This window comes from Stenotrophomonas sp. GW821-FHT01H02A (assembly GCF_059422145.1).
On the sequence record NZ_JBWKWI010000006.1, the window covers coordinates 149,505 to 163,844 of the forward strand.

Annotated in this window: 12 protein-coding genes and 2 riboswitches; of the genes, 6 read left to right on the plus strand and 6 right to left on the minus strand. The window is 67.5% G+C overall.

What is annotated here, in order from left to right; genetic code table 11:
• Positions 1 to 6 precede the first annotated feature (6 nt).
• Together AC07WC_RS11150 and aroG are read left to right on the plus strand one after the other, a co-directional pair.
• Positions 7 to 354 (plus strand): DUF6616 family protein, encoded by a 348-nt coding sequence (locus AC07WC_RS11150; RefSeq protein WP_495210048.1) that lies wholly within the window; start codon positions 7 to 9, stop codon positions 352 to 354.
• A 272-nt stretch (positions 355 to 626) separates the two neighbouring features.
• A complete protein-coding gene (gene aroG, locus AC07WC_RS11155; protein ID WP_448130897.1) occupies positions 627 to 1,700 on the plus strand; it encodes a 3-deoxy-7-phosphoheptulonate synthase AroG in 1,074 nt (357 codons plus the stop codon).
• A gap of 68 nt (positions 1,701 to 1,768) precedes the next feature.
• On the opposite strand, the gene AC07WC_RS11160 is transcribed toward aroG, so the two are convergent.
• From AC07WC_RS11160 to AC07WC_RS11175, 4 genes are all read right to left on the minus strand, one after another.
• Positions 1,769 to 4,834: an efflux RND transporter permease subunit gene (locus AC07WC_RS11160; RefSeq protein ID WP_495210049.1), complete on the minus strand. Its 3,066-nt coding sequence runs from the start codon at positions 4,832 to 4,834 to the stop codon at positions 1,769 to 1,771.
• The gene (locus tag AC07WC_RS11165) at positions 4,831 to 7,938 is read right to left on the minus strand and encodes an MdtB/MuxB family multidrug efflux RND transporter permease subunit (RefSeq protein ID WP_495210050.1); all 3,108 of its coding nucleotides are present in this window, start codon (positions 7,936 to 7,938) and stop codon (positions 4,831 to 4,833) included. The genes AC07WC_RS11160 and AC07WC_RS11165 overlap by 4 nt, the downstream gene beginning before the upstream one ends.
• On the minus strand, positions 7,935 to 9,101 hold the full coding sequence (locus tag AC07WC_RS11170; RefSeq protein ID WP_495210051.1) for an MdtA/MuxA family multidrug efflux RND transporter periplasmic adaptor subunit: 1,167 nt from the start codon (positions 9,099 to 9,101) through the stop codon (positions 7,935 to 7,937). The genes AC07WC_RS11165 and AC07WC_RS11170 overlap by 4 nt, the downstream gene beginning before the upstream one ends.
• A gap of 203 nt (positions 9,102 to 9,304) precedes the next feature.
• A complete protein-coding gene (locus tag AC07WC_RS11175) occupies positions 9,305 to 9,922 on the minus strand; it encodes a trimeric intracellular cation channel family protein (protein WP_019183564.1) in 618 nt (205 codons plus the stop codon).
• A gap of 92 nt (positions 9,923 to 10,014) precedes the next feature.
• Positions 10,015 to 10,106: riboswitch (glycine riboswitch) on the minus strand.
• 20 nt (positions 10,107 to 10,126) lie between these two features.
• A riboswitch (glycine riboswitch) is annotated at positions 10,127 to 10,209 on the minus strand.
• 44 nt (positions 10,210 to 10,253) lie between these two features.
• Here AC07WC_RS11175 and AC07WC_RS11180 point away from each other — a divergent pair.
• Together AC07WC_RS11180 and AC07WC_RS11185 are read left to right on the plus strand one after the other, a co-directional pair.
• A complete protein-coding gene (locus AC07WC_RS11180) occupies positions 10,254 to 10,523 on the plus strand; it encodes a GIY-YIG nuclease family protein (protein ID WP_495210052.1) in 270 nt (89 codons plus the stop codon).
• Positions 10,524 to 10,609: 86 nt separating this feature from the next.
• Positions 10,610 to 10,954: a ribonuclease E inhibitor RraB gene (locus AC07WC_RS11185; protein ID WP_495210053.1), complete on the plus strand. Its 345-nt coding sequence runs from the start codon at positions 10,610 to 10,612 to the stop codon at positions 10,952 to 10,954.
• Between the two features lie 217 nt (positions 10,955 to 11,171).
• Here the strand turns inward: AC07WC_RS11185 and AC07WC_RS11190 are convergent, their stop codons facing one another.
• Complete coding sequence (locus AC07WC_RS11190; protein ID WP_495210054.1) at positions 11,172 to 12,464, minus strand: NAD(P)/FAD-dependent oxidoreductase; 1,293 nt, start codon at positions 12,462 to 12,464, stop codon at positions 11,172 to 11,174.
• Between the two features lie 162 nt (positions 12,465 to 12,626).
• On the opposite strand from AC07WC_RS11190, the gene AC07WC_RS11195 reads away from it, so the two are divergent.
• Positions 12,627 to 13,388 (plus strand): NYN domain-containing protein, encoded by a 762-nt coding sequence (locus AC07WC_RS11195; RefSeq protein ID WP_019183568.1) that lies wholly within the window; start codon positions 12,627 to 12,629, stop codon positions 13,386 to 13,388.
• 9 nt (positions 13,389 to 13,397) lie between these two features.
• Here AC07WC_RS11195 and AC07WC_RS11200 read toward each other — a convergent pair whose 3' ends face one another.
• Positions 13,398 to 13,601, minus strand: coding sequence for a hypothetical protein (locus AC07WC_RS11200; RefSeq protein WP_495210055.1), 204 nt, complete (start codon positions 13,599 to 13,601; stop codon positions 13,398 to 13,400).
• 101 nt (positions 13,602 to 13,702) lie between these two features.
• Between AC07WC_RS11200 and AC07WC_RS11205 the strand changes: the two genes are divergently transcribed.
• Positions 13,703 to 14,323, plus strand: coding sequence for a glutathione S-transferase family protein (locus AC07WC_RS11205; RefSeq protein WP_495210056.1), 621 nt, complete (start codon positions 13,703 to 13,705; stop codon positions 14,321 to 14,323).
• Positions 14,324 to 14,340: the final 17 nt, after the last annotated feature.

Consider the following 14,340-nt stretch of genomic DNA (forward strand, 5'->3'; position numbering starts at 1 on the left):
AACGCCATGTCGCACATGTTGATCGAGCTCTATACCGCTACTCCCGCCTGGACCGCGCTGGACCCGGTGTCGCGCGGGGCGTTCTTCGCCCGCATCGGCGCCGGCATGCAGCACGTGGATCCGGCCCGGATCACGCCGTTGGCGATGGGCCGCATCGAGCAGGACGTGCCACATACGACAGCCGAACAGTTCTACGCGGTGTGGCAGTGCGCCGAGCGGCTCGATGCCGACGCGTTGCTCGCCGCGATCGGCGCCACCGGCTGGCACGCGTACTTCACCACCACGCACGCGGTGGGCACAGCGGGCACCCTGCAGCAGCACCTGGCCGAGCTGGCGGCGCTGCCGCGGACATGACCGGGCGGCTGGATCGAATGGGGCTGAACCGACGCCGCAGTTGCGAATGAAACAGTTGGCACCTCCAAACCCCTGTGTTATCAATACTCCCCAATGAACGCACGCCCCGCCAATTGCTACTTTTGGTATTACTTTCCGAAGCCACCGGCGGAGGAAGGCATGCGCTCACCCTGAAGAAAGTTTCAGACGCATTCCCGAAAGCCGCCAGCGCACCTGGCGGCTTTTTTGTTGCCGCCGCGCTGGGGACCCCTACCTCCAAGGAGTTTTCCCCCATGCCCCCGCACACCGACGACCTGCGTATCCGCAAGATCGAGCCACTGACCCCGCCCGCCCAGTTGCTGGCGATGCTGCCCTGCGACGACGAAGCCTCCGATACGGTCAGCGCTTCGCGCGCGGCCCTGCACGAGATCCTGCATGGCCGTGACGACCGCCTCGCCGTGGTGATCGGCCCGTGCTCCATCCATGACCCGGTCGCCGCCATCGAGTACGCCCAGCGCCTCAAGCCACTGCGCGACGCCTACGCCGATGAGCTGGAAATCGTCATGCGCGTGTACTTCGAAAAGCCGCGCACCACGGTGGGCTGGAAGGGCCTGATCAACGATCCGGACCTGGATGGCAGCTTCAACATCAACAAGGGCCTGCGCGTGGCGCGCGGCCTGCTGCGCGACATCAACAAGCTGGGCCTGCCGGCGGGCGTTGAATTCCTCGATGTGATCTCGCCGCAGTACATCGCCGACCTGGTCGCCTGGGGTGCGATCGGCGCACGCACCACCGAAAGCCAGGTGCATCGCGAGCTGGCGTCGGGGCTGTCCTGCCCGGTCGGGTTCAAGAACGGCACCGACGGCAACATCAAGATCGCTGCCGACGCGATCGGTGCGGCGTCCAACCCGCATCACTTCCTGTCGGTGACCAAGGAAGGCGGCACCGCCATCGTCGCCACCGCCGGCAACCCGGATTGCCACGTGATCCTGCGCGGCGGCAAGACGCCGAACTACGATGCCGACCACGTTGAAGCGACCAGCCAGACGCTGGCCAGGTCGCACCTGGCCGCACGCATCATGATCGACGCCAGCCACGCCAACAGCAGCAAGAATCCGGAGAACCAGCCCAAGGTCATCGCGGACATCAACGCGCAGCTGGCCAACGGCGAAGAGCGCATCGTCGGCGTCATGGTCGAGAGTCATCTGGTGGCTGGCCGGCAGGACCTGGTGGACGGCCAGCCGCTGACCTACGGCCAGAGCATCACCGATGGCTGCATCGGCTGGGACAGCTCACTGGCGGTGCTGGAGAGCCTGGCCGAAGCGGTGCGCGCACGGCGCGCGGTGCGGATCAGCAAGGCGGCGTAAGCGCGCATTGATCCGGGTAGAGCCGCCCCTGCGGTGGCTCTACCGGAGCTGTGGTGCGTGCCCGGTGATCACGCGGCGCGCCTAAGCTTCGCCAACGCCAGATAGATCGCCGGCGTGGTGTACAGGGTCAGCCACTGGCTGACCAGCAGGCCGCCGACGATGGCGATGCCCAGCGGCTGGCGCATCTCCCAGCCTTCACCGGTGGCCAGCATCAGCGGCAATGTGCCCAGCAGTGCGGCCACGCTGGTCATCAGGATCGGGCGGAACCGCAGTCGTGCCGCCTCGCAGATCGCGTCGTATGACGACAACCCGCGCTCGCGTTCGGCTGACAGCGCGAAGTCGATGATCAGGATGGTGTTCTTCATCACCACGCCCACCAACAGAAACAGGCCGAGCAGCGAGATCAGGTTCAACTCGTTGCCGAAGGCCATCAGCGCCAGCAATGCGCCCACGCCCGCCGAAGGCAGCGTGGAAAGGATCGCCAGCGGCTGCAAGAAGCTCTCGTACAGCACGCCCAGCACCAGATACACCGCCAGCATCGCGCCGAGGATCAGCCACAGCTGGCGCTCGCGCAGCTTTTCGAAGCCACCGGCCTCGCCACTGAGCCGGGCCTGCACATGGGTGGGCAGCATGATCCTGGCCATGGCCTGGTCCACCGCTTTCACCGCTTGGTCCAGGGTGACGCCGGGCGCCAGCGCGAACTCGATCCAGACCGAGGCGAACTGCTGGCTGTGATAGATCCGGTCCGGCGCCATGCCGTACTCCCACCGCGCGATCGACGACAGCGGCAGGCGCTGGCCGTCCTTGCCGATCACATGGATCTGCTCCAGCGTGGAAGGATCCTGGGTGTAGCGCGGGTCCAGCTCCATCACCACGCGGTACTGGTTGAGCGTGTCGTACAGCGTGGCGACCTGGCGCTGGCTGAAGGCATTGTTGAGCACGGAAGCGATCATGCGCATGTCCACGCCCAGGCGGGCGGCGGCATCGCGGTCGATGTCCAGCACCACCTGGCGCATGCCTTCATCGCCCTTGGATTCCACATCGACCAGCTCGGGCAGGGCGCGCAGTGCATCGGCCACCTTGGGCGTCCATTGCCGCAGCGGCTCCAGTTCGCCGGAGAGCAGCTGGAACTCGTACTGGCCGCTGTCGCCACTGCCCTCCAGCTTGATGTCCTGGTCCACCCACAGGAACATGCCGCCGCCGGGAATCTTCGGCATGTTGGCGCGCAGGCGGTCGATCACCTGCTGGCTGGAGACCCTGCGCTCGGCCAGCGGCTTCATCTTGATCATGATGAAGGCGTTGTTGACCCCGCTGCGACCGCCGATGTACCCGATGATGTCGCTGATCGCCGGGTCGGCCAGCAGCAGCTTGCGGTAGGCCTCGATCTTGGGCTGCATGACCTGGAACGAGAGGCCATCGTCGCCGCGCGCGAAGCCACGCAGCTGCGCGGTGTCCTGCTTGGGCACGATGCCCTTGGGCACCTGCTGGAACAGCCACACGTTCAGCGCGATCACGCCGGCGAACAGCAGCAGCGGCAGCGCGAGCCAGCGCAGCATGGTCTGCAGGCTGCCCACGTAGGCCGCGCGCAGGCGTTCGAACAGGGCGGTCCCGGCGCGCTGCAGGCCATTGCCGGGGCCCGGCCGTGCCTGCCCGAGCAGGCGTGCGCACAGCATCGGGGTCAGGCTCAGCGAGACCAGCAGCGAGACGCCCATCGCCGCCACCAGGGTCAGCGAGAACTCGCGGAACAGTTTTTCGACGAAGTCATCCAGGAACAGGATCGAGATGAACACCACGGCCAACGCGATGTTCATCGAAAGCAGCGTGGCACCGACTTCCCCTGCGCCCCGCAGCGCGGCGGTCATCGGTGAGGCGCCTTGCTCGCGGTGGCGGGCGACGTTCTCCAGCACCACGATGGCATCGTCGACCACCAGCACTGCCGCCACGATCAGTGCCATCAGCGAGAGCGTATTGAGCGAGAACCCGAGCAGGGCGATGATCGCCAACGCGCCCAGCAGCGAGACCGGGATGGCGACGGTCGGCACCAGCGCCGCGCGCCAATGGCCGAGGAAGGCCAGCACCACCAGCACCACCAGGGCGATCGCCAGCAGCAGGGTCAGTTCGGCCTCGCGCAGGGTGGCGCGGATCACCGGCGAACGGTCCATCACCACCTGCATGTCGATGTTGGCCGGCAGCAGCGCCTGCAGCGTGTCCATCTGTGCCTGGATGGCGTCGACGGTCTCGATGATGTTGGCATCCGGCTGGCGGCTGACGATCAGCAGCACCGCCGGGCGCTCGTTGTGGAAGCCGCTGGCGTAGCGGTCTTCAACCCCTTCGCTGATCCCGGCCACGTCCTCCAGGTACACCGGGCGGCCATCGCGCATCGCCACGATCAGGCGGCGGTACTCGGCCGCGGTACGCAGCTGCAGCGTCGCTTCCAGCTGCCACTGCTGCGCCTGGCTGGCGACGGTGCCCAGTGGCTTGAGTGCGTTGGCATTGCGGATCGCCGCGGCGATGTCGTCCAGCGCGATGCGGTGATGGTTGAGCGCATTGGGATCCAGCGAGACGCGCACCGCCGGCAGCGAACTGCCGCCCACCTGCACCTCGCCGACGCCGGGAACCTGCGCCAGCTTCTGCGCGATCACGGTGGAGGCCACGTCGTAGATCTGCCCCGGCGAGAGGCTGTCCGAACTCAGCGCCAGCGCCATGATCGGTGCCTGCGAGGGATTCACCTTGCGGTACTGCGGCATGCCCGGCATGCCGCTGGGCAGCTGCGCGCGCGCGGCATTGATCGCGGCCTGCACGTCGCGCGCGGCATCGTCCACATCGCGGCCGAGCGCGAACTTCAGTTCGACCTGGGTCGAGCCCTGGGTGCTGGCCGAGTCGATCCCGGTCAGCCCCGGGATCGTGCCCAGGGCACGCTCCAGCGGCGTGGCCACGTTGGCCGCCATTGATTCCGGGCTCGCACCGGGCAGGCTGGCACTGACGTTGATCGCCGGGTAATCGACCTGCGGCAACGGCGCGACCGGCAGCAGGCGCAGCCCGAGCAGGCCGGCCAGCACCACCGCGACCGCGAGCAGCACGGTCGCGACCGGATGCCGGACGAACCAGCCGATCGCCCGCGACAGCGGACTCACGCCAGCGCCTCGTCAGGCGCGTCGGCGGCCAGCGCGGGGCGCTGGCGGAAGCGGTCGAAGAACAGGTAGATCACCGGCGTGGTGAACAGGGTCAGCACCTGGCTGACGATCAGCCCGCCCACCATCACCAGGCCCAGCGGCTGGCGCAGCTCCGCGCCCGAGCCACTGGCGAACATCAGCGGGACCGCGCCGAACAGCGCGGCCAGCGTGGTCATCAGGATCGGGCGGAAGCGCAGCAGGGCGGCCTGGTGGATCGCCTGGCGCGGCGCCATGCCATGCTCGCGCTCGGCCTCCAGCGCGAAGTCGATCATCATGATCGCGTTCTTCTTGACCAGCCCGATCAGCAGCACGATGCCGATCACCGCGATCAGGTCCAGGCTGCGCCCGCTGACCAGCAGCGCCAGCAGCGCACCTACCGTGGCCGAGGGCAGGGTGGAGAGGATGGTGATCGGGTGGATGAAGCTCTCATAGAGCACGCCCAGCACCAGGTACATCACCACCACCGCCGCCAGCACCAGCCACCACGTGCTCGACAGCGACGCGCGGAATGCATCGGCGGCGCCCTGCAGGCGCAGTTCGACGCCGGCCGGCAGCCCGATCGCGGCACGTGCGCCTTCGATCGCCTCCACCGCTTCGCCCAGTGACGCATCCGGGGCGAGATTGAACGAGAACGTCACCGCGGGGAACTGGCCGACATGGTTGATCAGCAGCTGCGCCGGGCGCTGTTCGATCCGCGCGATGCCGCCCAGCGGCACCTGCCGCCCGTCCGGCCCGGTGACGTGCAGGCGTGCGATCGCATCCGGGCCGAAGGCCACGTCCGGGCGCGCCTCCAGCACCACGCGGTACTGGTTGGCCTGGGTGAAGATGGTCGAGATCTGGCGCTGCCCGAAGGCGTCGTACAGCGCGTCGGCGATGGTCTCCACGCTGATCCCCAGCCGCGCGGCGGCGACCCGGTCAATCACCACATGCGCCTGCAGGCCCTGGTTCTGCAGATCACTGGCGACGTCGGCCAGCGCCGGCGATTGCTGCAGATGCGCGAGCAGGCGCGGCGTCCATGTTTCCAGCTGCGCGAGGTCCGGGCTGGTCAGGGTGAACTGGTACTGGGTCCGGCTGATCCGGTCTTCGATGCCCAGTTCCTGCACCGGCTGCAGGTACAGCTTGATGCCCGGTACGTGCACCACGCGCTGCTGCAGCCGCGCGATGATCGCCTGTGCATCGGCAGCGCGCTGTGCATGCGGCTTCAGCTCGATCAGCAGGCGGCCGCTGTTGAGCGTGGCGTTGTTGCCGTCCACGCCGATGAACGAAGACAGGCTGGCCACGTCCTCATCCTCCAGCAGCGCCGCGGACAGCGCCTGCTGGCGCTGCGCCATCGCCTGGAAGGAGATCGACTGCGGCGCCTCGCTGATGCCTTGGATCAGCCCGGCATCCTGCACCGGGAAGAAGCCCTTGGGCACCCACACGTACAGCAGCGCCGTCAGCACCAGCGTGGCGGCGGTGGCGGCCAGCATCAGCGGCTGGCGCTGCAGCACCCAGTGCAGCTGGCGATCGTAGAGCGCCACGACACGGTCGAACGGGTCGCCCTGCTGCGACGATTCCTGCCCATCGGCATCGCGACGGGTCGCGTGGCCGGCCTTGAGCAGGCGCGCGCACATCATCGGCGTCAGCGTCAGCGAGACCAGCAGCGAAATGCCGATCGCCACCGCCAGCGTGATCGCGAACTCGTGGAACAGCTTGCCGACCACGTCGGCCATGAACAGCAGCGGGATCAGCACCGCGATCAGCGACAGGGTCAGCGAGATCAGGGTGAAGCCGATCTGTCGGGCGCCTTTCAACGCCGCCTGCATCGGCGTCGCGCCGCGCTCCAGGTGACGCGCGATGTTCTCCAGCATGACGATCGCATCGTCCACCACGAAGCCGGTGGCGATGGTCAGCGCCATCAAGGTGAGGTTGTTGAGCGAGAAGCCGGCCAGCAGCATCACCCCAAAAGTGCCCACCAGCGAGAGTGGGACCGCGATGCTGGGAATGATCGTGGCCGGGATGTTGCGCAGGAACACGAAGGTGACCATCACCACCAGTGCGATCGCGATCAGCAGCTCGTGCTGGACGCCGCGGATCGAGGCGCGGATGGATTCGGTGCGGTCGCTGAGGATGGCCACGTCCACGCCCGCCGGCAGCGAGGCCTGCAGCTGCGGCAGCAGCGCACGCACCTGGTCGACCACGGCGATCACGTTCGCGCCGGGCTGGCGCTGGATGTTGATCAGCACGGCCGGGGTGGTACCCGACCACGCGGCCAGCTGACGGTTCTCGGCGCCATCTTCGATGGTGGCCACATCGCCCAGGCGCAGCGGTGCGCCATCCTTCCAGGCCAGGATCAGCGCACGGTACTCGGCCACCGAACGCATCTGGTCGTTGGCATCGAGCATGATCGCGCGGGTCGGACCATCGAAGCTGCCCTTGGGCATGTTGACGTTGGCGGTGCCGATCGCGGCGCGGATGCTGGCCATGCTCAGGCCGTTGGCGGCCAGCGCGGACGGATTGACCTGGATGCGCACCGCCGGGCGCTGCCCGCCAGCCAGGCTGACCAGGCCGACGCCGGGCAGCTGCGAGAGGCGCTGCGCCATGCGCGTATCGACCAGATCGTGCACCTGCGGCAGCGACAGCCCCTGCGAGGTGACCGCCAGGGTCAGGATCGGGGTATCGGCCGGGTTGACCTTGCGGTACACCGGCGGCACCGGCAGGTCATCGGGCAGGAAGCTGTCGGCGGCGTTGATCGCGGCCTGCACTTCCTGCTCGGCCACGCCGAGTGCGACCTCCAGCGAGAACTGCAGCGTGATCACCGAAGCGCCGCCCGAACTGGTCGAGGACATCTGCTTCAGGCCGGGAATCTGCCCGAGCTGGCGTTCCAGCGGCGCGGTGACGGCGCTGGTGGTGACATCCGGGCTGGCACCGGGATACAGCGTGGTGATCTGGATGATCGGGTAATCGACCTGCGGCAGTGCCGCGACCGGCAGCAGGCGGTAGGCCATCACGCCGGACAGCAGCAGCGCCACCATCAGCAGCGTGGTCGCGACCGGGCGCTCGATGAAGGGGCGCGAGAGGTTCATGCGCCGGTCCGCGGCGGGTCCTGCTCCACCACCTCGACCTTGGCGCCTTCGCGCAGCCCGTCGATGCCTTCCACCACCACGCGCTCACCGGGCTTGAGCCCTTCGCGCACCGAAACCCGTTCGCCATCGGCCGGGCCGAGCACCACGTTGCGCAGATGCGAGGTGGCATCGGCCGCGATCACGTAAACGTAGCTGCCCTTGCTGCCGAACTGCACGGCGGCATTGGGGATCACCACCGAATCGCTGCTGCTGACCTGCAGGCGCACGTTGACGAACTGGTTGGGGAACAACGACTCATCGGCGTTGGCGAACTGCGCGCGCAGCTTGAGCGTGCCGGTGGCCGTATCGATGCGGTTGTCCAGGCTGGAGAGCACGCCGTCGCCGAGCGCGGTGCGCTCCTCGCGGTCCCAGGCTTCCACGGTGAGCTGCGGATTGGCGCGGGCGGCGGCGACCACCGCCGGCAGGTCCGGCTCTGGCACGGTGAACAGCACGCTGATCGGCGTGGTCTGGGTGATGGTGGCCAGCGGCTCGGTATCGCCACTGCGCACCAGGTTGCCGACATCCACATTGCGCAGGCCCATGCGCCCGGCTACCGGCGCGGTGATGCGGGTGTACTGCAGCTGCAGGCGCGCTTCATCCACGGCGGCCTGGTCGGTCTGGCGACGGCCCTGCAGCTGGCGCACCTTGCTCTGCTGATCGCTCAGGTCCTGCGCGGAGACGAAATGCTTGCGCTGCAGTTCGGTGAAGCGCTTGAGCTGGCTCTCGGCGTTGTCCAGCTCGGCCAGGTTCTGCTGCTGGGTGCCCAGCGCACGCGAGAGCTGTACCTGGAACGGGCGCGGATCGATCTCGGCCAGCAGCTCGCCGGCCTTGACGTGCTGGCCTTCGGAGAACGCCAGGCGCAGCAGTTCGCCATCCACGCGGCTGCGGATGCTCACCGTATGCAGCGGGGTCACCGTCCCGAGCGCCTTCAGGCGCACCACCAGGTCTTCCTGCGTCGCAGTAGCCACGCGCACCGGGGTCGGCTGCGGACCACCGGCAGGGCCGGCGGCAGGCGCCGGCGAGAGCAGTTTCCATGCAGCGATGGCGGCCAAGCCGACAGCGGCAGCGATCAACAACGGATTGACGACACGACGGCGAGACGACGGGGGCGTTGAAGCGGACATACGCATCCTGCGCACCCTCCACCGGAGCAGTGCGTCCATGGGGACCGGCCGAGTGCGGCAGGTCAACGGGGGAGGGGGTGTCTGGCGGGGCAGCGGGTGCAACACCGCCGCGTGGCTGGATGCCGTTCGAGTGGAACGGGAGCGCCATGATACAGGGCCAGGCCGCTCAAGCTCCCGTGACCTTGGTCATGCCCGCAGGTGCGTCAATGCACCTCGTCGCGGTACACGAACTTCGGCATTTCCCATTTGAAGTGGATTGCCAGCAGGCGGAACAGGAAGCCGCCGCCCAGGCACCACAGCGTCGCCGCGTTGAGCGACACACCGAGTTCCAGCAGGGTCAGGTAGGCCGCACCGGTGAGCAGGGTGATCACCGCATACAGTTCCTTCTGGAAGATCAGCGGCACCTCGTTGCACAGCACATCGCGCAGCACGCCGCCGAATGCACCGGTCAGCATGCCCGCGATCAGGATGATCGGTACGGTATGCCCGCCCTCGCGCGCGACCGCACAGCCGATCAGGGTGAACGCGATCAGGCCCAGGCCATCGAGCACCAGGAAGGTACGCCGGAAGTGGTGCATCCAGCGCGCCACCCAGGTCGCGATCAGCGCCGCGCAGATGGTGAAGCCCAGGTACTCCGGGTGCTTCACCCAGCCCAGCGGGTAATGGCCGAGCACGATGTCACGCAGCGAGCCACCGCCGAGCGCGGTGACGCAGGCGATGATGACCACGCCGAACAGGTCCATGCGGCGGCGGCCGGCCGACAGCGCGCCGGTCATGGCTTCGGCCGAGATGGCGATGAGGTAGATCAGGGAGAGCAGCATGGGGGTGGCTCCGGGCAACACGTCAGGCGGGACGGAAACGCACACGCATCACGCCAGCGCCGCTGCACTGTCGTGGGGTGGGATCCCGTTGCCGCTCCCGCTGTCCTTTTGCCTGAGAGTTCGGTGGCCAAGGCCACGTGCCCCTTCGGCGGGTCATTGAAGACCTCTCTCCAGATCGGCGTGTCGGATGCATGGTTGGTGGCGTATCGAGCCACCGGCCTGAGCGATTATGGGAGCCTGCGCCTTCGGCGGGCGCCAGCGCGGCGCCTCTCTCCTGCATCCGGGGCGGATTCTAGCAGCCGCCGGGCCCGCGCCGGGGGATAATCCCGGTATGTCCGCTGAACCCGCCCTCTGGTACCTGTACCTGCTTGAATGCCGCAACGGCAGCTATTACGCCGGCATCAGCAACGATGTGGAGGCACGTTTCCAGGCGCATCTGGCCGGCAAAGGGGCCAAATACACGCGCGCCAACCCGCCGGTGAAGGTGCTCGCGATGCGCGCCTACCCGGACCGGGCCGCGGCGTCGAAGGCCGAATGGCAGCTCAAGCGGCAACCGCGCGAGCGCAAGCTGGCGTGGCTGGCGCTGGCCGATCCCATGTAGCCCTGCGTGCTGGTTGTTCGGGCCTTCGTTGGCGGCATACCATCGACCCTCGTTCGTTGATCCGCTTGCCCAAGCCCTGGAGTGCCATGTCCCGCGATCTGTCGTTGTACCCGGAAGATGAGAATGGCGATGTGCTCTGGAACATGCTGCAGGATGGCGACGACCTGTCGATTCCGCGCGAGGTGGATTTCGCCCTGATCTTCCCGACCCAGGATGTAGCGATCGCCTTTGCCGTGCACCTGCTCAAGAACGACCAGAAGGTGTCCTTGGCCGCGTACGAGGGCAACGACGAATACCCGTGGCAGGTGGTGGTGCATCCGCTGATGCTGCCAACCCACCAGAACATCTCGGGCTTCGAAGGGCTGCTGGCCAGCGAGGCGGTGTCCTACAGCGGCCAGGTTGATGGTTGGGGATGTCTGTCGCAGGGTTGAGCTGCCGCAACGCGGCATGACCCGATGCCGGGGTCTGGGCCACCATCGACCAGACCGCAGGGAGGGCAACAGGATGCAGCTCGGCCTGGAAGAGATGGGCCTGTTCGAGACGCACTGAGCCAGGCCACTTGCCGGACGAGCGCTGCGGTACAGCGAGCCGTCCTGAGCGATGGCAGCCAAGCATCACGGCTGGCTGCCACCGTTGCGGCTCGAACGTTCAGGGCGTCGGCGGTCGCTTCGGCCGGCGATCGTCCTGCGCATCGCCGAAGATGATCCGCGCGCTGCGCTGGTAGCTCCAGTACGCCACTGCCCAGTTCAGCAGCACCACCACGCGGTTGCGGAAGCCGATCAGGAAGAACACGTGCGCGGCCAGCCAGAACCACCACGCCAGCACGCCGGAGAGCTGCAGGCGACCGAGGTGGACGATCGCGGCCATGCGGCCGATGGTCGCCAGGTTGCCGAAGTCCTGGTACTTGAACGGGCCCGGCGCAGGCTTGCCGGCCAGGCGCGCTTGGATCGTGGTCGCCACGTGCTTGCCCATCTGCTTGGCTGCCGGGGCGACGCCGGGTACCGGCTTGCCATCGGCCTGGGTCAACGCGGCCAGGTCACCGGCCACGAAGATCTCCGGGTGACCGTCCAGAGTGAGATCGGGCTGCACCTGCACGCGGCCGGCGCGATCCAGTGGCACGTCCAGCGTGCGCGCCAGCGGTGAGGCGGCGACGCCGGCGGCCCAGACCACGGTGCGTGCTTCGACGAAGCGCTCGCCCAGCTGGAAGCCCTCGGCGTTGATGTCGCTCACCGGCGTACCGGTGAGCACCTCCACACCCAGTTTTTCCAACTGGCGGCGCGCCTTGAGCGAGAGCACCTCGGGGAAGGTGGACAGCACGCGCGGACCGGCCTCGACCAGGCGGACCTTGGCCGAGGCGGGATCGATATGGCGGAACTCATTGCGCAGGGTGTGCCGCGCGATCTCGGCCAGGGTGCCGGCCAGTTCCACCCCGGTGGGGCCGCCGCCGACCACGGCGAAACTGAGCCAGGCGGCCTTGCGCGCGGGATCGGGTTCAGCCTCGGCGCGTTCGAAGGCGAGCAGCAGCTTGCGGCGCAGGGCGATGGCATCGTCCAGCGTTTTCAGGCCCGGCGCATCGGCGGCCCATTCGTCGTGGCCGAAGTAGGCGTGGGTGGCGCCGGTGCACAGCATCAGCGTGTCGTAGGCGATCTGCGTGCCATCGGCCAGGGTGGCACTGCGTGCCGCTTTGTCGATGTGGGTTACTTCGCCCAGCCGCACTTCAACGTTGCGCTGATGGCCGAGGATGTGGCGCAGCGGGGCGGCGATATCCGGTGCCGAGAGGCCGGCGGTGGCCACCTGGTAGAGCAGCGGCTGGAACAGATGGTGGTTGCGACGGTCCACCAGGGTGATGCGCACGTGCGCCGAGGCGAGGGCACGGGTGGCCCAGAGGCCGGCAAAACCACCACCGATGATGAGCAGGTGGGGCGTGGGATCGCGGGTCATGCTTCACTCCTTGGCGGGCGCCGGAGGGGGGCGGCGCAGGTCGTCTCGTGATGCAGCCCATGGTCGCACGTGAAGCGCGATGTTCACGTCGATGGCCGATACTGGGTTCAGGGGCCATCGCGCTTGTCCGATGGCCGATCCGATCCCGCCCTGGAGACCGAGATGTCCGAACCGGAAAAGCGCATCGCCCTGCTGATCGATGCCGACAACGCACCCGCTTCCAAGATCGACGCGGTGCTGGCTGAAGTCGCCCGCTACGGCGTGGCCAATGTCCGCCGTGCCTATGGCAACTGGAAGAGCCCGCGGCTGAAAGGGTGGGAATCGGTGCTGCACGAATACGCGATCCGCCCGATCCAGCAGTTCGCCTACAGCCGTGGCAAGAATGCGTCGGACATGGCGATGGTGATCGATGCGATGGACATGCTGTACGCGCGCAATCTCGACGGCTTTGCGATCGTCTCCAGCGATGCGGATTTCACCCCGCTGGTGATGCGTTTGCTGACTGACGGAGTGAAGGTATACGGCTTCGGCGAGAAGAAAACGCCCGAGCCGTTCGTGAACGCGTGCTCGAAGTTCACCTACATCGAAGCGCTGGGCCAGCCGCATGCGGCCGATCAGGAGGTAGAGCAGGACAACGAGGAGACGCGCCCGCGCAAGAGCGGGCCGGAGCTGCGCAACGACACCCGGCTGGTGCAGATGCTGCGCCGCGCGGTGACCTCGGCCGAAGCCGAGGATGGCTGGTCGCATCTCGGCCCGGTCGGCAGCCAGATCGGCAACCAGGCCTCGTTCGATTCGCGCAATTACGGGTACAGCAAACTCAGCGATCTGCTGGCCGCGACCGGCCTGTTCGAGATGAAGAAGGACGGCAAATCGACCTATGTGCGCGCACTGCCCAAGAAGAGTGCGGCCAAGGCGGCGAAGTAAGCGCTGGCGTCAACGCAGCAGTGCGGTGAGCGGGCGGGCCGTGCTGCCGTTGAAGCCATCGGAGAAGCCTCGCACGGCGTCAGGCAGCATGCCGCTGGCCAGCAGCAACAGCGCGGCGCTGAGCAGCAGATTGCGATGGTGGCGGCGATAGCCGACCGCCAGGGTGCCGATGCCGGCAACGAGCAACACGATTTCGAGCGCGTAGAGGATCATTGTTTTTCATCCCTGACATGACGGTCGACCCGCCGTTGGGCGTATCGTAGCGGCACCGCGCGTCCCCGTCGCCGCGCATCGAAAGATACGGGAATCCGATCATGCTGAAAATCTGGGGCCGTCGCAATTCCAGCAACGTGCGCAAAGTGCTGTGGTGTGCCGAGGAGATCGGTGCGCCGTACGAGTCGATCGAGGTCGGCGGCGCCTTCGGTGGCACACAGTCGCCGGAATACCGCGCGATGAATCCCAACGGGCTGGTGCCGGTGATCGAGGATCAGGGCCTGCCGTTGTGGGAATCCAACACGATCGTGCGCTATCTCTCGGCGCGTTACGCGCTGGGCACGCTGTATCCGGAAGACGTGGTGGCGCGCGCGCAGTCGGAGAAGTGGATGGACTGGACCACCTCGACCTTCGCCGGCGTGTTCCGCGATCTGTTCTGGGGCACGCTGCGGACCGCGCCAGCGGATCGGGACGAGGCGCGCATTGCTGCCGCGCTCGTACGCTCCGGCGAGCTGCTGGCGATGGCCGATGAAGCCCTGTCGCGGCAGCCATATCTGTCCGGTGAGCAGTTCGCGATGGGCGATATTCCGCTGGGTGCCTTCATCTATGCCTGGTTCGAGATGCCGATCCAGCGCCCAGAGCTGCCGCACCTGGCCGCTTGGTACGAGCGCCTGAAGCAGCGCCCGGCGTATCAGCGCGGGGTCATGACCGCATTGACCTGAGAATCCGTGCCGACCCA

What these genes read in the sequence shown, in the direction of transcription:
- AC07WC_RS11150 (WP_495210048.1), top strand. Translation starts at nt 7, where the DNA reads ATGTCGCACATGTTGATCGAGCTCTATACCGCTACTCCCGCCTGGACC.
- aroG (WP_448130897.1), top strand. Translation starts at nt 627, where the DNA reads ATGCCCCCGCACACCGACGACCTGCGTATCCGCAAGATCGAGCCACTG.
- AC07WC_RS11165 (WP_495210050.1), bottom strand. Translation starts at nt 7,938, where the DNA reads ATGAACCTCTCGCGCCCCTTCATCGAGCGCCCGGTCGCGACCACGCTG.
- AC07WC_RS11170 (WP_495210051.1), bottom strand. Translation starts at nt 9,101, where the DNA reads ATGTCCGCTTCAACGCCCCCGTCGTCTCGCCGTCGTGTCGTCAATCCG.
- AC07WC_RS11175 (WP_019183564.1), bottom strand. Translation starts at nt 9,922, where the DNA reads ATGCTGCTCTCCCTGATCTACCTCATCGCCATCTCGGCCGAAGCCATG.
- AC07WC_RS11180 (WP_495210052.1), top strand. Translation starts at nt 10,254, where the DNA reads ATGTCCGCTGAACCCGCCCTCTGGTACCTGTACCTGCTTGAATGCCGC.
- AC07WC_RS11185 (WP_495210053.1), top strand. Translation starts at nt 10,610, where the DNA reads ATGTCCCGCGATCTGTCGTTGTACCCGGAAGATGAGAATGGCGATGTG.
- AC07WC_RS11190 (WP_495210054.1), bottom strand. Translation starts at nt 12,464, where the DNA reads ATGACCCGCGATCCCACGCCCCACCTGCTCATCATCGGTGGTGGTTTT.
- AC07WC_RS11195 (WP_019183568.1), top strand. Translation starts at nt 12,627, where the DNA reads ATGTCCGAACCGGAAAAGCGCATCGCCCTGCTGATCGATGCCGACAAC.
- AC07WC_RS11200 (WP_495210055.1), bottom strand. Translation starts at nt 13,601, where the DNA reads ATGATCCTCTACGCGCTCGAAATCGTGTTGCTCGTTGCCGGCATCGGC.
- AC07WC_RS11205 (WP_495210056.1), top strand. Translation starts at nt 13,703, where the DNA reads ATGCTGAAAATCTGGGGCCGTCGCAATTCCAGCAACGTGCGCAAAGTG.